16 protein-coding genes are annotated in these 22258 nt (G+C 72.1%); 5 read left to right on the top strand and 11 right to left on the bottom strand.

Going from position 1 to position 22258, the window contains the following annotated elements; all coding sequences use genetic code 11:
* Positions 1-5: 5 nt before the first annotated feature.
* Together AB0K28_RS29180 and AB0K28_RS29175 are read left to right on the top strand one after the other, a co-directional pair.
* On the top strand, positions 6-488 hold the full coding sequence (locus tag AB0K28_RS29180; RefSeq protein ID WP_364376285.1) for a metallophosphoesterase family protein: 483 nt from the start codon (positions 6-8) through the stop codon (positions 486-488).
* 361 nt (positions 489-849) lie between these two features.
* Positions 850-2154, top strand: coding sequence for an FAD-dependent oxidoreductase (locus tag AB0K28_RS29175; protein ID WP_364376282.1), 1305 nt, complete (start codon positions 850-852; stop codon positions 2152-2154).
* A 104-nt stretch (positions 2155-2258) separates the two neighbouring features.
* On the opposite strand, the gene AB0K28_RS29170 is transcribed toward AB0K28_RS29175, so the two are convergent.
* Positions 2259-2525: a WGxxGxxG family protein gene (locus AB0K28_RS29170; protein WP_345403963.1), complete on the bottom strand. Its 267-nt coding sequence runs from the start codon at positions 2523-2525 to the stop codon at positions 2259-2261.
* A 473-nt stretch (positions 2526-2998) separates the two neighbouring features.
* Between AB0K28_RS29170 and fusA the strand changes: the two genes are divergently transcribed.
* On the top strand, positions 2999-4987 hold the full coding sequence (fusA, locus tag AB0K28_RS29165) for an elongation factor G (protein WP_364376279.1): 1989 nt from the start codon (positions 2999-3001) through the stop codon (positions 4985-4987).
* A gap of 40 nt (positions 4988-5027) precedes the next feature.
* Here fusA and AB0K28_RS29160 read toward each other — a convergent pair whose 3' ends face one another.
* The 6 genes from AB0K28_RS29160 to AB0K28_RS29135 all read right to left on the bottom strand — a co-directional run bounded on the left by AB0K28_RS29160 (position 5028) and on the right by AB0K28_RS29135 (position 13449).
* On the bottom strand, positions 5028-5528 hold the full coding sequence (locus AB0K28_RS29160) for a GNAT family N-acetyltransferase (RefSeq protein ID WP_345403960.1): 501 nt from the start codon (positions 5526-5528) through the stop codon (positions 5028-5030).
* 65 nt (positions 5529-5593) lie between these two features.
* Positions 5594-8152 carry a M14 family zinc carboxypeptidase gene (locus AB0K28_RS29155; RefSeq protein WP_364376276.1) on the bottom strand — a complete coding sequence of 853 codons (2559 nt, stop codon included), beginning with the start codon at positions 8150-8152 and terminating at the stop codon, positions 5594-5596.
* A gap of 79 nt (positions 8153-8231) precedes the next feature.
* Entirely contained in the window at positions 8232-10271 is a 2040-nt protein-coding gene (locus AB0K28_RS29150; protein ID WP_364376273.1) for a M14 family zinc carboxypeptidase, read from the bottom strand.
* Between the two features lie 87 nt (positions 10272-10358).
* The gene (locus tag AB0K28_RS29145; RefSeq protein ID WP_364376270.1) at positions 10359-11063 is read right to left on the bottom strand and encodes an aspartate/glutamate racemase family protein; all 705 of its coding nucleotides are present in this window, start codon (positions 11061-11063) and stop codon (positions 10359-10361) included.
* Positions 11064-11131: 68 nt separating this feature from the next.
* Positions 11132-12016, bottom strand: coding sequence for a hypothetical protein (locus tag AB0K28_RS29140; protein ID WP_345403945.1), 885 nt, complete (start codon positions 12014-12016; stop codon positions 11132-11134).
* Positions 12013-13449, bottom strand: coding sequence for an FGGY family carbohydrate kinase (locus AB0K28_RS29135; protein WP_364376267.1), 1437 nt, complete (start codon positions 13447-13449; stop codon positions 12013-12015). Before AB0K28_RS29135 ends, AB0K28_RS29140 begins: the two co-directional genes overlap by 4 nt.
* A gap of 137 nt (positions 13450-13586) precedes the next feature.
* On the opposite strand from AB0K28_RS29135, the gene AB0K28_RS29130 reads away from it, so the two are divergent.
* Positions 13587-14414: a DeoR/GlpR family DNA-binding transcription regulator gene (locus tag AB0K28_RS29130; RefSeq protein ID WP_364376264.1), complete on the top strand. Its 828-nt coding sequence runs from the start codon at positions 13587-13589 to the stop codon at positions 14412-14414.
* A gap of 169 nt (positions 14415-14583) precedes the next feature.
* Here the strand turns inward: AB0K28_RS29130 and AB0K28_RS29125 are convergent, their stop codons facing one another.
* Positions 14584-15585: a hypothetical protein gene (locus AB0K28_RS29125; protein WP_364376262.1), complete on the bottom strand. Its 1002-nt coding sequence runs from the start codon at positions 15583-15585 to the stop codon at positions 14584-14586.
* A gap of 502 nt (positions 15586-16087) precedes the next feature.
* Here AB0K28_RS29125 and AB0K28_RS29120 point away from each other — a divergent pair.
* Positions 16088-18406 carry a rhamnogalacturonan lyase gene (locus AB0K28_RS29120; protein ID WP_364376260.1) on the top strand — a complete coding sequence of 773 codons (2319 nt, stop codon included), beginning with the start codon at positions 16088-16090 and terminating at the stop codon, positions 18404-18406.
* Between the two features lie 514 nt (positions 18407-18920).
* On the opposite strand, the gene AB0K28_RS29115 is transcribed toward AB0K28_RS29120, so the two are convergent.
* The 3 genes from AB0K28_RS29115 to AB0K28_RS29105 all read right to left on the bottom strand — a co-directional run bounded on the left by AB0K28_RS29115 (position 18921) and on the right by AB0K28_RS29105 (position 22029).
* Entirely contained in the window at positions 18921-19487 is a 567-nt protein-coding gene (locus tag AB0K28_RS29115; RefSeq protein WP_364376257.1) for a hypothetical protein, read from the bottom strand.
* 260 nt (positions 19488-19747) lie between these two features.
* Positions 19748-20509 (bottom strand): hypothetical protein, encoded by a 762-nt coding sequence (locus AB0K28_RS29110; protein ID WP_364376254.1) that lies wholly within the window; start codon positions 20507-20509, stop codon positions 19748-19750.
* Positions 20510-21315: 806 nt separating this feature from the next.
* Entirely contained in the window at positions 21316-22029 is a 714-nt protein-coding gene (locus AB0K28_RS29105) for an ATP-binding cassette domain-containing protein (RefSeq protein WP_364376251.1), read from the bottom strand.
* Positions 22030-22258: the final 229 nt, after the last annotated feature.

The raw sequence follows: 22258 nt of genomic DNA, 5'->3' as shown, positions 1-22258 counted from the left end.
ACGGGGTGAAGGTGGTCGCGCTGTCCGACACGCACGCGCCGAGGCGCTGGCGCTCGTGCCCGCCTCGCGTGGCCGAGCACCTGCGCGGCGCGGACGCCATCCTGCACGCGGGCGACGTGTGCGTGCCGTCGGTGCTGGCCGAGCTGGCGGCGTACGCGCCCGTCCACGTCGTGCAGGGCAACAACGACGGCCCCGACGTGGACGCGCCGGAGACCCTCGATCTCACCCTGGACGGGCTGCGGATCGGCATGATCCACGACAGCGGCCCGGCCAAGGGGCGCCTGGCCCGGATGCGGCGCCGCTTCCCCGAGGCCGATCTGGTGGTCTTCGGTCACTCGCACATCCCGCTCGACGAGTCGGGCGACGGCCTGCGGATCTTCAACCCGGGCTCCCCCACCGACCGCCGCCGCCAGCCGCACGGCACGGTGGGGCTGCTCACCATCGAGGACGGCGCCCTGGTGCGAGCGGAGATCGTCCCCGTCACCTGAGGCGAGCGGGGCGTCAGGCGACCACGTCGTCGCGGGCTCTCCAGCTCGGTCACCAGCTCCTCCATGACCTTGGCCGCAGCCGAGGTGGCTGTGGCGTTCGGCGGCGTGCCAGGGGTGGAGCTGGCCAGCCTTGACGGCGGGCAGCTTGGCCCTTGCCCGTCCTGATGTACGCCCCGCCCCCCGCGCTACACCTCCTGGCGTAGCCCCGGCGGCGACGCGGGGCCGATTCGCGGGCCGCCCGCGCGGCCGATTCTGGAGCTCTCGAAGGGCTTAAGGGCGGCGGTAAGAAGAGCGGAACGCCGCCGTAAGCGCCCTCCAGCACAGTGATCCCAGATCGCGAAAAAGAGAAGGGCCGACGACGATGAGCCAGCCGTACCGCATCCAGGACGACATCCGCCTCCCCGGCTTCACCGGGCCCGTGCACCGGCCGGGCGAGCCGGGCTACGACACCGGGCGCCGCGCGCTGAACCCGGCGCTCGACCCGCGCCCCGCCGTGGTGGCCGAGGCGTACGGCGTCTCCGACCTCCGCTCGGCCCTGCTGGCCGCGCGGGCCCACGGGGTGCCGTTCGCGGTGCAGGCCACCGGGCACGGCACGCACGTCGCCTGCGACGGCGGCGTCCTGGTGAAGACCGCGCCCATGGCGTCGGTGCTGGTGGATCCCGTCCGCCGGATCGCGAAGGTCGGGCCCGGCGCGCGGTGGTCCGAGGTGCTGGCCGCCGCCGCGCCGTTCGGGCTGGCGCCGCTGTGCGGCTCGTCGCCCTCGGTCGGCGTCGTCGGCTACACGCTCGGCGGCGGGCTGGGCTGGCTGGGCCGCAGGCACGGGTTCGCGGCCGACGGCGTACTGCGGGCCGAGGTGCTGCTGGCCGACGGGCGGCACGTGACGGCGAGCCGGGACAGCCACCCCGAGCTGTTCTGGGCGCTGCGGGGCGGCGGTGGCGGGTTCGGCGTGGTGACCTCGCTGGAGTTCCGGCTGTACCCGGTGGCGGAGGTGTGCTCGGGGTTCGCGTACTTCCCGATCGAGGCGGCGGCGGACACGCTGACGGCCTACCGGACCTGGATCGAGGACGCGCCCGACGCGATCAGCACGGCGGTCGTGCTCAGGCGCATGCCGGACGACGAGGGCACGCCCGCCGCGGTGCGCGGCCGGCACGTCGTGATGATCAAAGTGCTGCACGCGGGCCCCGCCGGCGAGGCCAGGCGGCTGCTCGCGCCGCTGTGGCGGGCCGCGAGCGCGCACGGCGGGCCGCTGCTGGACGAGCTGCGCGCCACCACGTTCGCGGCCAGCTCGATGGGCGGTACGCCGGCCCGTCACCTGGACCTGTTCGACAGCGTCGGCGACGAGGTGATCGGCGCCCTGCTGCGGGCCGCCGAGCAGGCGCAGACCGTGGAGGTGCGGCATTGGGGCGGCGCGCTGGGGCGGCCCGGCCCTGACGCGGGGCCGGTCAGCCGGCGCTCCACGCGGCTGTCGGTGATCGTCGACACCGTGGTGCCGGGGCTGGCCGGGGAGTTGCGGCCGTACGCCAACGGCGGGTCGTTCCTGAACTTCATGGCGGACACGTCGCGGACGGCGGCGGCGTACGCGGAGGCCGACTACGAGCGCCTGCGCCGCGTCAAGCGCGCCTACGACCAGGACGGCTTCTTCCGCATCGGGCACGTGACCCGATGATCCGGGTGATGATGACGGCGCACCCGCGTGACACGGCTGACATGGGACGGCAGCCGTGTCACCGTCGGGACGTCACCCCGGCCGGCGGCCGGGGCAGGGCCTGTTTACGGCCTGTTGCCGCGGTGGGTGACGTGCTCCGCGCTGCCGACGTGATTGCGCTGCTTGCGCATGCCGGCGAAGCCCAGCAGTCCCAGGAGGCCGAGCAGGCCCCAAAGGCCGGCGTTGCCGCCTCCCTCGTCCCTGTTCTGCTGCGGTGCGGGTGTCACCTGACTCTGTGCCACCGGCGCGGCCGGTGCCTCAGCCGTGGCTGCGGTGGCCGGTGCCAGCGTGAGAAAGAACGCCAGGCCCAGCCCGGTGAGGGTCTTGCGCATTGGGTTCCCCCGATCCGGCGGTCTCAACAACCGCGGAGACCGCCTATCACGCCTTCTCTCTTGAAGGCTCCCGATAGCGGGGCGATCTCCTAATCCCCTGCTACCTGTGCCTCTACCATCGACGCCACCCCATCAAACGCCTTCTCATCCCGCCTGACCGGCGGCGACGGCCCCGCTTCCCCTGCCACGCACGGAATTCCGTTGCCCCCGGACTTCCTGGATCACTACACTCGCCACCGACATCACCACGCGACGAAGGAAGGGAGCCGGCCGTGCGCCACAGCACCGCTGCCGTCGTCCCCCCGTCGCGTCACGAGGTGATCCTGGTGTCTTCGCCGCCCCGGCGCCCGCTGCGCGGCCGGCGCCGGCCGCTGCCCTGACGAAGACCCCGTTCGCCGGGCTCAATCGCGCAGTCCTGTTCGGAAACATCCCCGAAAGGCTGTAGAGCCGTGCGTGCTCACCTTTCCTCTCCTTTGACCACCGTCCGCAACCTCGGCATCCTCGCGCACGTCGACGCCGGCAAGACCACCGTCACCGAACGCATGCTGTACGTCACCGGCGCCACCTACAAGCGCGGCGAGGTGCACGACGGCACCACCGTCACCGACTTCGACCCGCAGGAGCGCGACCGCGGCATCACGATCTTCGCCGCCGCGGTGAGCTGCGTGTGGGACGGCCACCGGATCAACCTCATCGACACGCCTGGCCACGTGGACTTCTCCGACGAGGTCGAGCGCTCGCTGCGGGTGCTGGACGGCGCGATCGCCGTGTTCGACGGCGTGGCCGGGGTCGAGCCGCAGAGCGAGTCGGTGTGGCGGCGGGCCGACCGGTACGGCGTGCCGCGCGTCGCGTTCGTCAACAAGCTGGACCGGCCAGGCGCCGACCTGGACGCGGCCGTCGCCTCGATCCGGGCGCGGCTGCACCCCGCGCCGCTGGTCGTGCAGCTGCCGATCGGGCGCGAGGACGGCTTCACCGGCGTGGTCGACCTGGTCGGCATGCGGGCGCTGGTCTGGCCGGGCGACGGCTGCGAGGCGCAGCCGGTGCCGGACGAGCTGCTGGCCGAGGCGCGGCGGCGGCGCAGGCTGCTGGAGGAGGCGGTGGCCGAGCTGCACGCCGGGGCGCTGGAGGAGTTCTGTGCCGAGCCGTCGCTGTCCGAGGCGACGCTGGCCGGCGCGCTGCGCGACCTGACCCGTACGGGTGCGGGCGTGGTCGTGCTGTGCGGCTCGGCGTACCGGAACCGGGGTATCGAGCCGCTGCTCGACGCGGTCGTCCGGTATCTGCCGTCGCCGCTGGACGTGCCCGCCGTGCACGGCCAGGGCGGCGAGGAACGGCCGGCCGACCCGGCGGCTCCGCTGGCCGCGCTGGTGTTCAAGGTGACCTCGACCGCGTCGGGGCGGCTGACGTACCTGCGGGTCTACTCCGGCACGCTGCGCAAGGGCGACACGGTGCTCGACGCGGGCACCGGCGGGACCGAGCGGATCGCCCGCATCCTGCGGGTGCAGGCCGACCGGCACGCCGAGGCGGCGGCCGCGGTGGCCGGCGACATCGTCGCGGTCGTCGGGCCGAAGTCGGCCCGCACCGGCACGACGCTGTGCGCGCGGGAATCGCCGCTGCTGCTGGAGCCGCCGAACGCGACGGAGCCGGTGGTGTCGGTGGCCGTGGAGCCGCGCAGGAGCATCGACGGCGACCGGCTGGCGGCGGCCCTGGCCCGGCTGGCCGAGGAGGACCCGTCGCTGTCGGTACGCACGGACGCCGAGACCGGGCAGACCGTGCTGTCCGGCATGGGCGAGCTGCACCTGGAGGTGGCGGCGGAGAAGCTGCGCCGCGACCACCGGCTGGAGGTCACCGTCGGCCGGCCGCAGGTCGCCTGCCGGGAGGCCGTCACGCGCGGGGTGCCGGGGCTGGTCTACCGGCACGTCAAGCAGGACGGAGGCGCCGGGCAGTTCGCGCACGTCGTGCTGGACGTGGAGCCGCTGGAGGAGGGCTTCGCGTTCGCGTCCACGGTCACCGGCGGTCGCGTGCCGCGCGAGTACGTGCGCGCGGTCGAGGCCGGCTGCCGCGACGCGCTGGCCGCGGGGCCGCTCGGCGGGCACCCGGTGACCGGGCTGCGGGTGACGCTGACCGACGGGGCCACGCACGTGAAGGACTCCTCGGAGATGGCGTTCCGCACGGCGGGCAGGCTCGCGCTCCGCGAGGCGCTGCGGGCCTGCACGATGGTGCTGCTCGAGCCGGTGGCCGAGGTGACGGTGACGGTGCCGGACGCCATGGCGGGCGCGGTGCTGGGCGACCTGTCGGCGCGGCGCGGGCGCGTGTCGGGCTCGCAGGCGCGCGGCGGCGCCGTGGTCATCACCGCGGTGGTGCCGCTGGCCGAGGTGTTCGGGTACGCGACCCGGCTGCGCAGCCGTACGCAGGGGCGGGGCACGTTCACCACCCGCCCGGCCGGCTACGCCCCTGCGGGCTGAACCGCGTCCCCGCCCCCGCTCGCCGGGGGCGGGGACCCGCTCAGGCGGCCGTGAAGGCGATCCAGGTGTCCGGCGGCGCCTCGGGCCTGCCGGGCACGGGGCGGCGCTCCTCGGTCCAGGCGTCACCGGCGAGGTCGGCGGCGACGCGCCGCCAGAACGCCACCGCGCCGGCGTTGGCGTCCTGGAACGCGATCTCCCACCGTCCCGGGTGCCGGGCGACGACCTCCTTGACGGCCCGCAGGCCGAGGCCGGAGCGGCGGGCGGCGCGTACCACGAAGAAGCTGTTGAGCACCCGGACCGGCCCGTCGAGCCCGCGCACGAACGCGAAACCGGCGGGCCGGTCGCCACGGCTCAGCAGATAGGCCGTCCAGCCGGGGTCGGCGAAGGCGGACTCGAGGCGGTCGCTGCGGAAGGTGGCGTCGGGGCGGGGCAGGCCGCCCTGGAACTCGGACATGTCGTGGCGGAACATCAGCCACAGGCGTTCCACGACGGGCCGGTCGGCGGCGGTGGCGGGGCGTACCGCGAAATCGTCGAAGGTCATGAAACGCAGCTTCCGGCCGGAACCAGATCCGGCCGGAAGGGATGGAGTGCGTGAAGACTACCAGATCACGGGGTGGTGACCGCGGCCCCGGTGACCGAGGACGCCCAGTACAACGCCCTCGCCACCTGCGGGAACAGGCCCTTCGGGTGGTTGCGGAACAGGGGCTCGGTGCCGAACATGACGACCGCGGCGCCGCGCTCGTCCCTGCCGCTGATCACCGCCGCCTGGCCCCTGGCCGACTCGGGTCCGCCGGCGCCGGCCGCGGTGGCCCGCCAGTGACCCGAGACGAGCGGGCCGTCGGCCGCGTACGACTGCTCGACCGCCACCTCGGGCCCGAGCCCGGTGAACCAGAGCGGCGAGTACACGAACGCGTGACCCGTCGCGGCGCCGCCGACCTGGCCGCCGTCCGCGACCGTGCGGACCACGCCGTTGGCGTCCGAGCGGCCCTCCACCGTGGTGGCGGTGAGCAGCCCGGCTGCGGTGTTGAACGCGGCGCCCGTACGGCCACGCGTGATGACGCCGCCCGACCCGAGGAACGCCTCCAGGTCCGCCCGCGCCTGCGGCGTGAGCGCGGCGTGGCTGAGCCCGCTGGAGACCCACAGGACGTCGGTGCCGCTCCAGTCGAAGCCCTGGTTGAGCAGGGCGGTCGAGACGGGCGTGACGTCGAAGCCCAGCTCGCGCAGCGTGAACAGCTCGTCGGCGGACGCCGCGGCGGCCACCCGCACCTGGGCGAGCGGGACCCCGCCCGGCTCGCGGGCCGGGGTGAAGGCGACGCCGTAGCGGTCGGCGACGACCCTGGCCGCCTGCCGGGCCGAGGACGGAATCACCGCCGCGCCGCCGTCCCAGCGCACGGCCACGCCCTGGGCGAGCAGGCCGTTGAGCGCCCGCACGTCCTGGGCGTCGGCCACCTTCAGGGCGAGCGGCCCTGACGTGCGCGGCACCGAGCCGGTGGGCGCGGCGACCTTGACCGGCGTGGTGTGGGCGCGCAGCGAGGTCAGCGGCTCCACCTGGGCGCCCCAGAGCAGGGCGTGGCTCCAGCCCGAGATGTCGTACATGGCATCGACGCGGGGTGAGATGTCCTCGCCCGGCTCCAGCATGACGTTCGCCAGGCCGCGCTTGGGCTGGCGCATGTCCACGACGTACGTGCCCGCCGGGTACGTCTTCCCGCCCTGGCGGAACGCCGTCTTCGCCCGCTCCACCCGGACGTCGTTGGCGATCAGGTGGTCCACCAGCCGGGCGGCGGCAGGAGTGCCGGCCGGGATGGCGTAGGCGCGGGGGAAGGTGGTCGTGTAGACGTCCTCGGGGCCGAAGCCGGGCACGATGCCGAGCGGCACCGTCCTGGCCGGCTCGCCCGCCGCGCCCCGCCTGAACACCTCGATCTGGTCGGCGATCAGCCGGTCGTGGCGGTCCTGGACGAAGCGGTAGGTGGCGCGGATGGCCGCCGCGGCCACGTCGGTGTTGATCGCCGAGCGCCGCCGCAGCTCCTCGACCGGCAGGTTGGCGTAGTCGGCGTTGTTGACCCGCAGCGGGATCTCCACCGTGTGCGCGGCGACGGCCCCGTGGAAGGGCGCGTACTGCGGGGTGAAGATCGGCGGCCAGTCGTCCCAGCCCTCCGCCGAGTCGCGGAACGGGATCTGCGCCGGCTGCACGCCGTCCTTCTCCGGCGTGTAGCCGAGCCCGTTGACCGCGGCCTCCATGCCGAGGCCGTTGGCGTAGGTGTTGGTGATGAACAGGTCGTACTCGTAGTTCGCGCCGTGCGGCGGCGTGGTCGGCTCGATGAGCGTGCCGTTGACGTAGCCGTGCAGGTCGATCATGGCGACCGGCTGGGCGTCCATCATCACCTGCCGCATCGCCCTGACCTCGGGCTGGGAGGCGGTGACGAAGTCGCGGTTGAGGTCGAAGCCGGCCGCGTTCTGCCGCGAGTTCGCGATGCGGCCGTCGGGGTTGGCGGTCACGTTGAAGTAGAGGCGGGTACGCTTGAGCAGCGCGGTGATCGCCGGGTCCCTACTGGTGGCCAGCTCCTCGATGGTACGCAGCGCCGCGTCGGTGCCCTCCCACTCGTTGCCGTGGATGTTGGCGTTGACGTACAGCGGCGCCTTGTACTTCTTGGCCAGGCCGCGGTCCCTGGCGGCGGCGGCCGGGTCGTTCTCGATGCGCTCGCGCAGGCGGGTCTGCTCGCGCGCCTGCGCCGCGCTCTCCGGCGCGGTGACGGTGACGAGGTAGAGGTCGTGGCCGCCGGCGGAACGGCCGATGATCTCCGCGCTCACCCGGTCGCTGCGCCACTGCAGCTCGTTGAGCTTGGGCGCGATGCCGTGGTACGGCACCAGCCCCAGCTTGATCGCGGCGTCGGCCGGGTTCTCCTGCGGCGGCGGCAGCTTCGTGCGCCTCGGGTAGCCGCGGTCGTGCGGGATGCCGGACGAGCGCTCCTCGCCCTGCGCGGCGGCGCGGGCGGCGGCGGCCTGTTCGGGGAGGCCGGCCGCGACCTCGTTGCGCTCGGGGCCGTTGCCGAAGTCGCGGACGGCCGGCGGTGGCGGCTGCGCGGGCTCGGCCATGGACACGTTCTGGGGGACGGTGAGCAGGGCGGCCGCGACGGCGGCGCCGAGCAGGGCTTGGGGTAAGCGCACGGAAGAGCCTCCGGGGTTCCGGCTTGCGGGACGTCGGCGCGAAAGGGCGGCCGGGCGGGGACCCGGCCGCCGCGGTTCGTCACTGTTCGCGGTAGTCGGCGGCGATGCCGACCAGGGAGATCAGGCCGGCGGCGAACTCCATCGCCTCCTTGTGGCCCTCGTCGAACGGCGGCTGGAAGCCCACGCCCTGCCACGTGCGGGTCCCGGCGTTCCACAGGTCGGCGCCGACCTCGAAGTCCCAGCCGTAGATGCCGTGGTCGTACCAGAGCTCGTCGGCCGAGTTGCCGGCCGCCGAGTACAGCACGTCCGTCACGGGCCCGGTCTGCTGCGGCCAGATGACGGTGCCCCGCTCGGCGGCGATGGCCTCCAGGATCGTCTCGGACGAGCGCTCGAAGAACGCCTCCTCCTTCTTCGTCGGCCTGGGCAGGGTGACGCGGCCCTCGGCCTTGTACGCGCCGGGCGGCCACATGAAGTAGCCGCCGTAGCTGTGCACGTTCATGGCGAACTTGATGTTGCGGAAGCGCTGCGCCAGCCAGATGACGTTGCGGCTCTCGGGCTCGGAGTGCTCGGCCGGGCCCGCGTACGTGCCGCTCTGGCAGTTGGCGGAGGCGCCGAAGTAGCCGTCGTCGTGCGAGCCGACGGCGTAGTTGCGGTTGACGTCCACGCCCCACTGGTTGCGCAGCGCCGGGTCGGACTGCTGCGGCGGGCAGTGGTTGGTCATGTTCTTCCGCTGGGAGTTGAAGTCGTAGAAGCTGTAGTTCGCGCCGTCGGGGTTGACGGTCGGGACGATGAAGATGTCCGTACGCTCCAGCAGCCGCCTGGTCGCCTTGTCGCGCCCGTAGTTGCGCAGCAGCCGCTCCGCGGCCTCGATCGTGACCAGCGGCGTCACCCATTCGCGCGCGTGCTCCTGGGCGTAGGCGAGCACGCCGGTGCGCGAGCCGTCGCGGCGGGTGCCGATGCGCAGGGCCAGCACCTCGGCCGGCTTCCTGGAGACGTCGGCGGGGGCGTTCAGGAAGTCGTCGAGCTGGACGGGCTGCGCGGGCGCCATGACGCCGGCCCCCGGGTCCGTACGGTAGAGCGCCGCCTTGAGCGGCAACCCCGGCGTCGCGTTGATCGCGGCGACCACGTCGGCGGCGGTGCTGACGGGCGCGCCCGCCTCATCGGTGCCCAGGCTGACCGTGACGAGCTTGCCGTCGAGCTTGACGCTCAGCGCGCTGCCCGGCGTGCCGGGATCGACCAGCTCGACGGACAGGTCGTCGCCGCCCTCCGAGCCGTAGGCGTTCGAGGTGATCACGACGGCGGCGCCCGGCGGGGTGCCGATGACGGCCTGGGCGTGGCGGCGGTAGCCGTTCGTCCGGTACGGCAGCGTGATCAGGTCGGTGAGCTTCGGGAACTGCCGGTGCAGCGTCTTGACGCGCTCGTTGAGCTGGGCCGGCGGCATGTACTGGGTGATGAAGTCCTTCTGGTAGCCGCGGTCGTGCTTGTCGGGGCGTTCACCGTCGGGCCACTCCCGTACGTGCGCGTCGGCGCTGCCGCCGCCGGTCGAGGTGACGGTGATCTTCTGCGGCCGGTCGTCGGCCGGGACCGGGGTGCTGAACTGGTGCCCGAGGTACGCGCCCGCGTCCACGTACGCGACCATCTCGGCCCGCCCTGTCGTGCCGCGCTTGCCGCGCCACTCGACGGTGAGCGTGGCCGCCTGGGCGGCGCTGCTCGACGCCTCGACGGACAGGAAGTAGCCGTCACGCGACTTGTACCAGAGCGCCCGCTCCACCACGATCTGGTCGCCCGAGGGCGGTTTCTTGCGGGCGTCCGCTCGTGTCCCGGCCGGCGCCTCGGACGCGAGCGCGGCGCCGAGCGCGCGGATTTCGGTCAGCTGGGTCGGGGTGACGACGGCGTCGACCTGGACGCTGCCGTCGAGCTGGGGACGTACGCGTTCTGTGAGGTCGGCGCCGGACGCCACCAGCCGCTCCATGACCGTCCGGTCCGGCACGGACAGCGTGACCAGCGACGCCGTTTCGGGGTCCGCCGGTCCGGCGACCGCGGAAACGGATGGCGCCGCCCCCGGCAACGCCGTGGCGGCGATCAGCAGAGCGACTACGGACGCCCGTAAACCACGCATATGGACCCTCCTGGATCTTGCCGTATGGGGCTCATTGAAAGCCGACAAACCACATCAAGCAAGACCCAGGACGACTTCTTCCGGCGATCAGGTGCGCGCGTCGCCTCCGTGAGGACGGCGACTTCCGGCCGTCACATGCGCGAGCTGGGCCACCCCCGAGCGCGGCGACGACAGCACCGGCACCGCGCCCGCCGGGGCGTCCCCGACGATGCGCGCCATGGACGCCTGCGCCAGCACCACCACGTCCACCTGCGCCGCGAGCTTGCCGAAGCCGTCGAGGACCAGCGCGTCGTGGCGGGCCGGGTCGCCGCCGCGCAGCGCCTCGAACGCGCCCTCGCACAGGTACGGCACCACCTCCCGGGCCGGCCCCTGCCTGGCCGCCGCCCGCTCGACCACCCGCGTGGTGGGGCCCAGCGTGGACGCGAGGGTGGCCAGCACGCCGATCCTGACGCCCGTACGCACCGCCTCCTCCGCCATCGGCTCGTCGATGCGCAGCACCGGCAGCTCGGCGTACGGGCGGGCCCGCTCGGCCGCCTCCCCGATGGACGAGCACGTCACCAGCAGCACGCCAGCGCCCGACTCCTTGGCGTAGGTGGCGTAGGCGATCAGCCGGCGCAGCACGTGCGGCGGCGGGTCGCCGGCCGCGATGGTGTCCTGCAGCAGGCTCTCGTCCACGAAGTTCAGCACCTTGGCACCGGGGCGCGCCTCCTTGGCCAGCTCGGTGAGCGAGGCGGCGAGCGCGGGCACGGTGTGCAACATCGCGACGGTCTCCTGCACGCCCTCCTGACGCATGTGCCCGGCTTCCGTGCCTCGAACGGCTTCCCCGCGCCCCTGCGCGCCTTCCCGGCGCGCCCCGCCGGTCATCGGGCGGTCCAGGGGCGGGCGTGCTCGTCCACGATCGCGGCCAGCCGCTGCACTCTCGGCACCGACGTGCCGCGCAGCTCGGCCGCGAGGTCCGCCGTACCGACCAGGTCGCTCCAGACGGCCCGCCCGGCCAGCATGCCGGACGCGCCCGCGCGGCAGGCGGCGCGTACGGCGGCGGGGAAGTCGTCCCGCTCGACGCCCTGCGACAGCACCACCCACGGCACGGGGATCACCTCGTCCAGCGCCGTGCACTCCTCGACCAGCCGCTCCTCGGGCGCGGCGCCGCCGAGCGGGACCTGCGCCTTGTAGAGGTCGGGCCGCAGCCCGGCCAGCTCACGGGCCGCCTCCCTGATCGCGGCGGGCCCGTCGAACCCGGCGGCGTCCCCGGCCGGCTTCGCCACTCCCTCCAGCACGGACAGCAGCCCGGCCGCGGCGCACCTCCTGACGAACTCGGCCGCCGTCTCCAGCCGCCGGCCCCGCTCCTCGTCGTCCCGCCAGATGAGCAGCAGCTTGGCCGCCACCGCCCCCGCCTTGCGGGCCGCCTCGAGATCGATCCGGTCGTCGATGCCGGTGTCCTCGACGGGGCCGTCCGGGTCCTGCTGGAGGCTGTCCACCGCCACGATCAGCCCGCCGGACACCGCGCCCTCCGCGGCCACCTGCTCGAACCCGTAGTCCTGGTCGATGAGGAACCCCGAGGCGTACGGGCCGACCTCCCGCGCCACCGTCAGCTTGAACTCCCGCAGCGTGTCATCGCCGACGCGCTCCCCCGTCGCGGCCGTGAACATCTGCCTGAGGCTCTCCCGCTGGTCCATGGCGACCATGGCGAACCCGCCGGAGGGGCGTGCGAGCAGGTCGAGGGTGGGTCGGTCTGGGGTGGTCATGCGTGCTCCCGTTCGGGTGATGGGTTCGTCGAATGCGTGGCTCGCGCCAGGAAGGCGTCGTATCCGGGGAGGTAGGCGGCGCGCAGGGCCGAATCCTCGGGGTGACGTTCGAGGGGCAGCACAGGAACGTCGGCCGGCGAGCCACCGGCCTGGCCCGCGATGAGCGCGGCACCGGCGCAGACCGCGTCGCCGGACCGGACGATCTCGACCGGCACCGGCGAGACGGCGGCCTTGATCCGCATCCACGCCGGGATCCTGACCTGCCCGCCGAAGACCGCCAGCCGTTCGGGAACGACACCGGCCACCGCGGCAAGCTCGTCGAGCATCCAGCGCGCGTGCAGGCAGGTGCCCTCGACGACGGCGGCCAGCAGCTCGCCGGGCCCGTGGGCGGCGTCCAGCCCCGCCAGCACCGCCCGCCGCTCCCGGTCGGGCGCCGGAGCCACTCTCCCCCTCAGGTACGGCTCGACCACGATGCCGGTCGGCAGCCGCACCTCTTCGAGCAGCTCCGGCAGGTCGTCGTACCCCTTGCCGCCGACCAGGCGCAGCACCCAGTCGAGCATCGCCCCGCTGGTGGGCAGCCCGCCGACGAGCACCGTGCGCGCGCCGTCCAGCGACGGGTCCGCCGTGACGCCCAGCGCGATCCCGGTGCGCGGGCCGGGCGCCGTTTCCGCGGGCACCATGAGGGCCTCGGCGGTGCCGAGCGAGTCGGCCACGTCACCCGGCCGCCGCACGCCCGCCGCCCACGCACCTACCGCGTGGTCGTGCCCGGCGATCACGACCGGCACCCCGCGCCGTACGCCGTTCACGTCCACGTTCAGCCCGCCGACCGGTTCGGTCGCGCCGATCACGGGCGGCAGGCGGTCGGGGCCGATTCCGGCGTGCGCGGTCAGGTCCGGGTCGTAGCGCCCGGTCCGTACGTCGTAGGCGAGCGTGCGGGCCGCCAGGGTCGCGTTCGAGCGCAGGACGCCGGTCAGCGCGTACGCCACCGCCTCCGGCATCCCGGCCCACCAGCGCATCGCCTTGAGCAGCGGCGGCTCGTGGCGGCCCAGCCACATCCACTTGGCGAGCGGCGCCTTGGCGTCGGCCCAGCGGCCGGTGGCGGCGTAGAGCGCGGCGTCGTCCGGCTTCAGCCCGGCGATCTCCGCGGCGCCGCGCGGGTCGTTCCACCAGATGAGCGGGGTGAGCGGCCTTCCTTGTACGTCGAGCGGCACCCCGGTCTCGGCCATGCCCGCGATCCCGATGGCCTCCGGCCCCCGCCCGGCCCGCTCCGCGCACTCCCCGAGCGCCTCCGTCACGGCCGTGACGAGGGCGGGCAGGTCGGGGGGCGTCCTGCGCCGGACGGTGGCCGCCTCGCCGCCCCGTTCGTCGAAGAAGCCCACCTTGACGTGGGTGGTGCCCACATCGATCCCGGCCAGCAGCCCGTTCGGCGTCATGTTGTCACTATAAATCCATAAGTTGGCGGAAAAGTGCCAACTCATGGTGCATCATGGCCATACGCCCAGCGTACGAGCGACGGGCAGCACCGAAACGATCTACGCTACGTCCCAGCGATCCACGGAACGAGCAGGAGGTGAGAAGGCTGCGCTCCGAGCAGAACCCCGGCGACCCGCACGCCGGACACGAGCCCGGCGCCGCGCAGGAGGCCGGAAGCCTGCGTTACGGATCCGCGCCCGGCCGGCGGGCCGCCATCCTGCGCCGGGTCTCCCAGGACGGCTACGTCTCCGCCGCCACCCTCGTCGACGAGCTCGCGGTCTCCCCCAACACCATCCGCCGCGACCTGCGGAAACTCGCTCAGGACGGCTTGATCAGAGCGGTGCGCGGCGGAGCCACCCCGGCGGACGCCGGCGCCCTGCCGTTCTCCGACCGCTCGACGCAGGCCGCCGGCGCGAAACACGCCATCGCCGCCGCGGCCGTACGCCTCATCGAACCCGGCACCACGGTGGCGCTCGACTCGGGCACCACCACGCTGGAGATCGCCAAGCTGCTCCCCGCCGACGCCGGCCTCACGGTCGTCACCCACTCACTGCCGGCCATCGCCGCCCTCGCCCCCCGGCCGGACATCACCCTCATCGGCATCGGCGGCCAGTACAGCCGCGACACCCGCTCCTTCGGCGGCCCGGAGACCGTCGCGGCGCTGGAACACCTCGGCGTACGCACACTCTTCCTGGCCGCCACCGCCCTCGACGAGGCCGGCGTGTACGGCGCGACCCCCTACGAGGCCGAGACCAAACGCCGCCTGATCTCCATCGCCCGCGACACGGTCGTGGTGAGCGACGCCCGCAAGTTCGAGCTGAGCGCCCCGATCAGGGTCTGCCCCTGGTCCGCCGTCACCCACCTCATCACCGACGCCCTCCCCGAGCCGCTCACCCTCCCCACCCCCACGACCGTCGCCCCGTGACTCCCAGGCAGGGTGGGAAACGGTTGGAGGGGCGGCGGTCCCGCCGTCCAGGCGGTGGGCGCACGGAGTGACCGGTGAGAAGACAGCGCGGGAAAGGCCGGCGAAACGCCAGAGACGAGGCCGGTTCGGCATTGCGGCGGGCCCGCATCCCCGGATCAGGCACTACTCCCTAGCCGTAGTACTCCTCGGCCTTCCCGTAGGCGTCTTTCCTGCGCTCCAAGAGCCGCATCCACGGGTCATCCCAGTTGCTGCGAGGCATCTTCAGTTTGCTCTCGTGAATGTCCTTGACCCTCCACCTGAGTTCGAGGTGGTTCTGGTCGTTGACGAGCAGCCCGGGCAGGTTCTCCTCGATCCGCTTGGGCATCAGCTCGTAGACCTCCATGAACGCCTTGTTCGCCTGGGTGAGGAAGTCCCGGGCACGGCTGTCCGCCGTGCCGCCGAAGTCCCAGAACTCGTCCCAGCCGCTGCGGTCGGGGTCGGCCATCGCCTCGAAGTTCTGGGCGCACCACGTGATGACCTCAAGGAAGCGGCTGCTGGCCCTGCTCATCGCGCCGGTGACGGCGGCCAGCGCCGTCACGCTGCCGTAGGTCTGCCGCAGCGCCCACTGCGCCTTGACGGCGGCATCGCCATGCCACGGGCTGTCACGCAGGTCCTGCGCCCTTAGCCGCAGCGTGTGGGTCAGATCGACCAGGGACTCGGCCATCTGCGCGTAGCTTTGCGGGTCGCGGTGACCGCCGTTCATCACCAGGATCTCGATGTCCCGCCTCGCCTGCTCCGCGGTCATGTCGTCGACGCCGTAGTCGATCGCTCTCGACAGCGTCAGCGGCACGATGCCGTTGGGGTAGATGTCGCTCGGTCCCCTCAGCCTGCGGTTCCCCAGGCCATCGACCCGCTCCTGCAACTCCTCGATCGGCGCGTCGCCGAGCAGAGGATGGTCGGCGAGCTTGTAGTTGGCCGCGGCCCGCTCGATCAGGATCCCCGCCATGCCCGTCTCGGCGTACACATCGTTCCAGAAGCCTGCGACCGCTCTGTCGGCCTCGGCCATCATCCGGTGCAGCTCGCGCGGCAGATCCCAGCTCATCCCCGAAACGCCGATGCCGTCGGCCCTGCTGTAGTTGAAGTCGCCTGCCGCGGCGGCCAGCGCGACGAGCTTGCCCCCCACGGATTTCACGGGGCCGCGAGAGATCTCGAATCCCTCCGGACGGTCCAGATCGAGCCCCGGCCAGGTGTCGGGGATGGTCGGTTCCGTATCCCATGTGGACCACTGGTCGGCAGGCGTCGGCTCAGGCTCGCGCATCGAGACTCCGATCAACACATCGGGGGGTCGCCACACCCTACGAAGATCGTCATCACCTTCGCAACCGCAGACCTGTTGGCGAGGACCGCCGAAGCCCGCCGATGCCGCGCTCAGCAGCTGAGCGGGCGCGGTGGCAGGGGGAGCCGAAAGCGGGCGCCCGGACCCGGAGCAGGGCCGCTCGGATCGCGTCCATGACGGCGCTGCCGTCAGTGGCTTCCTCCGTCCGTCGCTGAACGCCTTCAAGGTCGTTCGCAGCCCCCACCTGCGCTCCCCCGCCCCCGACGCCACCTGGCGAAACGGACCCTTGACAAACCTCACAACCCCACATAATCTCCAGCCAAAAATTTAATCGATTCAACGAGCGGAGCTCGTCACGATGAGACCCCCCAGCAGCATCCGCCGCACCCTGGCCGCAGGGTTAACCGCCCTGCTGTGCCTGCCACTCACCGCCGCCCCGGCAGAGGCCACCACGGCGACAGGCGGCAAGCACCGTCCGAGCCCCCGTCTGGAGCACCTCGACAGGGGCCTGGTGGCCGCCTCCACCAGCGAGGGCGTGTTCCTGAGCTGGCGGCTGCTCGGTGACGAGGTCACCGGGCACGGCGCGAAGGGCATGACGGGCACCGACTTCCGCGTCTACCGCGACGGCCGCGCCATCGCCACGGTGACCGACAGCACCAACTACCGCGACCCCTCGGGCACGTCCCGCTCCAGGTACCAGGTGGCGCCGATCGCCAAGGGCCGCGAGGGGCGGAAGAGCCCTGTGGCCACGCCTTGGCTTAAAACGTTTTATGATCTTCGGCTGAGCAAGCCGGCCGACGGCGTGACCCCGGCGGGCGAGGCGTACACGTACGCGGCCAACGACCTGAGCGTGGGCGACGTGGACGGGGACGGCCAGTACGAGTACGTGGTCAAGTGGGACCCCTCGAACTCCAAGGACGTCTCGCAGCGCGGCTACACCGGCAACACGTACGTGGACACGTACGAGCTGGACGGCACCCTGCGCTGGCGCCTCGACCTCGGCGTGAACATCCGCTCGGGCGCCCACTACACGCAGTTCCTGGTGTACGACTTCGACGGTGACGGCCGTTCGGAGATGATGCTCAAGACCGCCCCCGGCACGAAGATCCTTCGCTACGACACCAAGGGCAAGGTCGTCTCCGAGCGCTACGTCACGATGCCGCGCGAGGACCGCCGCGCCGGCTACTCCGACACCGACGACTACCGGCTGAGCGCCGCCGGCTACTTCGACCATCTCACGGGGATGTTCGCGAAGTGGCACAAGCACCCCGAGGTCGTCGCCGGGCACTGGCCGAAGACGATCGAGGAGGCGCTGGGCATCGAGCCGAAGTACCGCTACCCGCTCTCCCAGGCCGACGCGGCCGAGCTGGCGACGTACTTCATCGACGTCTACGCCCCCGCCCGCAGCGGCAACAACCGGCTGCGCGAGTTCGCCGGCTACATCCTGACCGGCCCCGAGTACCTGTCGGTGCTCGACGGCGCGACCGGCCGCGAGCTGCAGACCGTCCACTACAAGCCGGGACGCGGCGACGACGGCCTCCTGTGGGGCGACTACGCGATGGGCAGGATCGAGCCGGGCAACCGGGTGGACCGCTTCCTGTCGTCGGTCGCCTATCTCGACGGCAAGCGCCCGTCGGCGATCTTCGCGCGCGGCTACTACACCCGCAGCACGCTGGTGGCCTACGACTGGGACGGCAGGCGGCTCAAGGAGCGCTGGTACGTCGACAGCGGCCACGCCCCGATGGCGAACCCGTTCAACGCCGCGCCGCACGGCGTCCCCGGCAGCAACCCGAAATATGCCGACCTGACCACGCAGGGCTTCCACGCGATGGGCGTGGCCGACGTGGACGGCGACGGCAGGCAGGAGATCGTGTACGGCTCCGCCACCATCGACGACGACGGTGACCTGCTGTACTCCTCCTTCGACGTCGCCCCGCCGCAGAGCAACGTGCCGGGACAGAACGTCCGGCTCGGCCACGGCGACGCCATGCACGTGGGCGACTTCGACCCCGACCGGCCCGGCCTGGAGATCTGGACCGTGCACGAGGGCGGCGCGTGGGCCCCGTACGGCTGGGCGCTGCGCGACGCCGCCACCGGCGCGGTGATCCACGGCGGCTACAGCGGCGTGGACACCGGCCGCGGCATGGTCGGCGACATCGACCCGGACGTCCGCGGCGTCGAGACCTGGTCCTCCATGCCGCCCGACCAGGCCATCGAGGCCGGCCTGTGGTCGGCGCGCGGCGACTACCTGGGCAGGAACGCCCCCGGCACGAACATGAGCATCCGCTGGGCCGCCGACATGACCACGCAGCTCGTCAACGGCACCGCCACCGACGTCCTGCAGACACCGACCATCGACGACCACCGGCGCGGAACGCTGCTGACCGCCGAGGGCACGCTGACCAACAACTGGACGAAGGGCAACCCGGGCCTGGTGGCCGACGTCTTCGGCGACTGGCGCGAGGAGCTCCTGGTCCGTACGACCGACAGCACCGCGATCCGCATCTACCTGAGCACCGAGGTGACCGACAGGAAGCTGTACACGCTCATGCACGACCCGCAGTACCGCGTGGACGTGGCCAGGCAGCAGACCGGCTACAACCAGCCCGCCTACCCGAGCTTCTACTTCGGCTCGGACACCGACTGGTCAAAGGTCCCCGTCCCAAACCAGCGCTAACCACCACCACCACCACCCCAACACGAAACACCCGGCCCCGGACCTGAGACCTCCGGGCTCCGGGCTCCGGGCTCCGGGCTCCGGGCTCCGGGCTCCGGGCTCCGGGCTCCGGGCTCCGGGCTCCGGGCTCCGGGCTCCGGGCTCCGACAACAGCAAAGCACCGGCCCTGCCTGGCGGCAGCAGAACTTGCGGCCAGCACGTCGGGGCTTGCGCTCAGAGCACGGGCGCTGCGGTGACGGTTTCGTCCAGGGGCCCAGGAACGGCGAAGAGGGCGCTCCTCACTACGGGAGCGCCCTCTTCGAGGGGGATTTCGGGGGTTGCGGGGGTTGGCGGGGGCTACGGGGGTTCTCCGGCCGAACCCGCCAGGCCGTTCACCTGGCCGGTTCATCCGGCCGCTTGACGGGGCGCCACCCCGCTGGGGTCGGAGGGCCACCCCGCTGGGGTCGGAGGGCCGCTCAGCTAGGGCCGGGGCGGCGCTCAGCTGGAGCCGGGGTGCCGCTCAGCTGGAGCCGCTTCACTTGGCAGGGAGCTTGACCGACACCTGCTGGATGACCGGGTTCTGGTCCTTCTCGGACCAGGCGCCGGTGGAGAACGCCACGGGGTAGCTCTTCTTGCCGACCCCATCGCCCCACTTGGTGATGATGTAGTCGACCTTGATGTGGCCCTGGCCCTTGACGCCGTCGACACCCAGCGTGCGGGAGTTGAACGTGCCGCCGGTGAGCTCGGCGAAGGTCTTGGCGTCGAGGTCGAGCATCACGCCACGGTTGGAGGGGTCGCCGGGGCCGCGGTCACCCACGAAGAAGGGCAGCTTCTTGCCCTGGTAGAGCACGTAGCCCTCGGTCATGAGGGGCCAGCTCGGGCTGGCTACCAGACCCTTCTGCATGGGCTTGCCCGCGGCGGGCAGGCCGGTGTCGCCGGCTCGGCCGGAGGCGTCGTCCCAGAAGTAGGACGCGGTCGTCGAGCCCTTCAGCACACCACGCTGCTCGACGCCGGTCTCGGCGTGAGCGGTGGTCGCGCCGACGGTCATGGCCGCGACGGCGGAGGCTGCGAGCATGGCGACGGAACGCAGGCGAGCAGACATAGGAAAATTCAGGTCCTTTGTTAGGGGACGGGAACTTTGCGCTCGTCAGGACGAACGTAGCCGGGCAGCACGCCGTACAGACGCTACGTAGAGCGCGAGAATCCACGGGAACGGGATCCAGGGAAACCGGGGCAGGCCCCGCCTCTCTTGGTCAGGCGCGGGTCACTGCTCGGTAACGTCTACGACAGTACCCTCTCAAACCGGACATTGGCAAACATATCACCACGAAACCGGCATAGATCTACCTTGCCGGTAAAGCGTCAGGTCACATCCCGCTTCAGCACCCGCAAGGTGCCCACCGCGGCGGGGACGGCGATCCAGAACGCCACCGACGCCGCCAGCCGGGCCAGACCGCCCGCCGTCACGTCGTCGCTCATCAGGACGTCGCTGGTGGAATTGAGGTCCAGCCACTGTGCCACGGCTTTACCTCCCGCGCCAAGTTGGGCGGCGAAGCTCCCCACCATGGGGCTGACCAGGTAGATCACGATGGCGGCCGGGGCGTTGAGCAGCAACAACCCGAGGGCGAGGCCCTCAGCGGTCAGCAGCACGGTGGTGGCGATCCAGCCCACCAGCACGTGCGCCTCCAGCCCCCATGTCGCCTCCACGCCCCGCACGGACGCCACCACCGCCGTCGTCGGGACCGCGACCAGCACCGCCAGCAGGCACGCCAGCACGGCCGCCACCAGCACCGACACGCACTTGGCCACCAGCACCCGCGCCCTCCTGGGCTCCAGGGTGAACGTGGTCAGCGCCGTACGGTGCTGCCATTCGCCGGTGATCGACAGAATGCCCAGCACGGGCAGCAGGATCCCGAACACCGTCCCCGCCGTCCCCGCCAGCATGAACAGATCCGCCGTCTCCGTCACGACCCCCCGCCCGGCGACGAGCGCCACCGCCACGACGACGAGGATCGCGGTCATGATCAGGCTGGTACGGGTATCGAGCAACTTCCGCGCCTCAACCCGCAACAACCTCCCGAACGTGACGCGCTGCGGAAGCTGGATGGCGGTTTGGGTGGTCATGATGCCAAAGTCCAATCACTGAGTGAAGAAAGGGGTGTTATGGGCCCGCCTCACGACCACTGCTCAAGTCGAGGCGGTGGCCGTTGGTGAAGGCAGGGCCCGCTGGTCGAAGCAGGGCCGCTGTTGAGGCAGTGCCGCGGACGGTGGGCAGGTCGCAGGTGCGGCTAGCGGTCAGGCTCAGATGCAGGTAGGGACGGTGGTCAGGCTCAGTCGCGGATGGTGGCCGGACCGAGGGCTTCGAGGAGATTAGGTCGAGGCCGCTGGTCAGGCCGGGCCGCGGCGGTCACAGCGGTGGTCGGTCACCGATCGCTGCCCATGGTCGATGCGATCGCGGGCGCGGTCTGCAGAGGTTGTGGTCAGCGGTCACCGCGAAGCGGCGGATGGTGAGCAGCAGCAGGAGACCCATGCGTGGTCGGGACAGGAAGCAGGCACGCTGGGTGCCGCAGGTGAGAAGGCGAAGTCACGGGTGGTGGGTGGTCGGCGGTACGGCGGTGATTGGCGGCTGCTGAGCGCGGATCAAACAGGGGTGCGATGGTGAGTGGCGGGTTCCGGACGCAGGTCAGTCGATGGTGAGTGGCGGGTCCGAACGCGATTCAGACAGGAGCGCGACGGTACTTCTCGACTTCTGAGCGCGAGTCAGACAGGGGCGCGACGGTGCTTCTCAACTTCTGAGCGCGAGTCAGACGGGGACGCGATGGTGCGTCTCGAGTTCCGAAGGCGAGTCAGACGCGGGTGCGGTGGTGAGTCTCGAGTTCTGAGCGCAAGTCAGACCCGAGTGCGGTGGTGAGTGGTGGGTTGTGAGTGGGTCAGGCGGGGGTGCGGGAGGTTTGGGAAGTGAGGGCGAGGAAGGTCTGTTCGAGGGTGCGGCCTTGGCTGAGCTCGGCGAGGGTGCCGTCGGCCAGGACGAGTCCTGCGCCGATCATCACGATGCGGTCGGCGACCTGCTCCACCTCGTACAGCAGGTGGGAGCTGAGCAGGACGGCGCAGCCGGAGGCGGCCAGGCCGCGCAGGAGCTCGCGCATCCACTGGATGCCCTGGGGGTCGAGGCCGTTGGCGGGTTCGTCGAGGATGAGGGCTCTCGGGCGGCCCAGCAGGGCGTGGCCGATGCCGAGTCGTTGCCGCATGCCCAGGGAGTAGCCGCGTATCGGGCGTCCGGCTTCCTTGCCGGTCAGGCCCACCAGGTCGAGCACCTCGTCGACGCGTGACTTGGGCAGGCCGAGCATGAGGGCGCCCAGGGTGAGCACCTCGCGGCCGGTGCGGCCCGGGTGCTGGGCGCCGGCGTCGAGGAGGGTGCCCACGTCGTAGCCGGGGCGGGCCAGCTCGGCGTAGGGCTTGCCGAGCACGGTGGCGCGGCCGGAGGTGGGTCTGGCCAGGCCGGCCAGGATGCGCATGGCCGTCGACTTGCCGGCGCCGTTGGGGCCGAGGAAGCCCGTGACGGAGCCGGGGTGGACGGTGAAGGACACGTCGTCGAGCGCCTTCACGCCGTTGTACGTCTTGGTGACGCGGTGGAGTTCGATCACGTGCCCCAGTTCATCGAAAACGCGGCCCGGCCTCATCGGACCAGGGTCGAGAGTCGCCGTCGCCAGGGCTACAACCACCGGCCGGGTTATGGCCGAGGGTCTATACGTGGATCGACCCAGGGTGCTAATGCGCAGGCCAAGCGATGTTTAGGCTTGGTGCCGTGCACGACCACCCCGGCCCTCCGCACCAGTCCTCAGGCGACGCCCCCTGGCCCCCCGCCTCTTCCCC

Source organism: Nonomuraea sp. NPDC049504 (genome assembly GCF_040676845.1).
GTDB classification, from domain to species: domain Bacteria; phylum Actinomycetota; class Actinomycetes; order Streptosporangiales; family Streptosporangiaceae; genus Nonomuraea; species Nonomuraea salmonea.
Note: the sequence above shows the minus strand (reverse complement) of the source record. Positions and strands in the feature narration are given on the sequence as shown.

Excerpts from the sequence above, each read along its gene's own strand:
- AB0K28_RS29120 (WP_364376260.1), top strand. The coding sequence starts at position 16,088 with ATGAGACCCCCCAGCAGCATCCGCCGCACCCTGGCCGCAGGGTTAACC.
- AB0K28_RS29135 (WP_364376267.1), bottom strand. The coding sequence starts at position 13,449 with ATGACGCCGAACGGGCTGCTGGCCGGGATCGATGTGGGCACCACCCAC.
- AB0K28_RS29150 (WP_364376273.1), bottom strand. The coding sequence starts at position 10,271 with ATGCGTGGTTTACGGGCGTCCGTAGTCGCTCTGCTGATCGCCGCCACG.
- AB0K28_RS29160 (WP_345403960.1), bottom strand. The coding sequence starts at position 5,528 with ATGACCTTCGACGATTTCGCGGTACGCCCCGCCACCGCCGCCGACCGG.
- AB0K28_RS29140 (WP_345403945.1), bottom strand. The coding sequence starts at position 12,016 with ATGACCACCCCAGACCGACCCACCCTCGACCTGCTCGCACGCCCCTCC.
- AB0K28_RS29145 (WP_364376270.1), bottom strand. The coding sequence starts at position 11,063 with ATGCGTCAGGAGGGCGTGCAGGAGACCGTCGCGATGTTGCACACCGTG.
- AB0K28_RS29170 (WP_345403963.1), bottom strand. The coding sequence starts at position 2,525 with ATGCGCAAGACCCTCACCGGGCTGGGCCTGGCGTTCTTTCTCACGCTG.
- AB0K28_RS29115 (WP_364376257.1), bottom strand. The coding sequence starts at position 19,487 with ATGTCTGCTCGCCTGCGTTCCGTCGCCATGCTCGCAGCCTCCGCCGTC.
- AB0K28_RS29110 (WP_364376254.1), bottom strand. The coding sequence starts at position 20,509 with ATGACCACCCAAACCGCCATCCAGCTTCCGCAGCGCGTCACGTTCGGG.
- AB0K28_RS29175 (WP_364376282.1), top strand. The coding sequence starts at position 850 with ATGAGCCAGCCGTACCGCATCCAGGACGACATCCGCCTCCCCGGCTTC.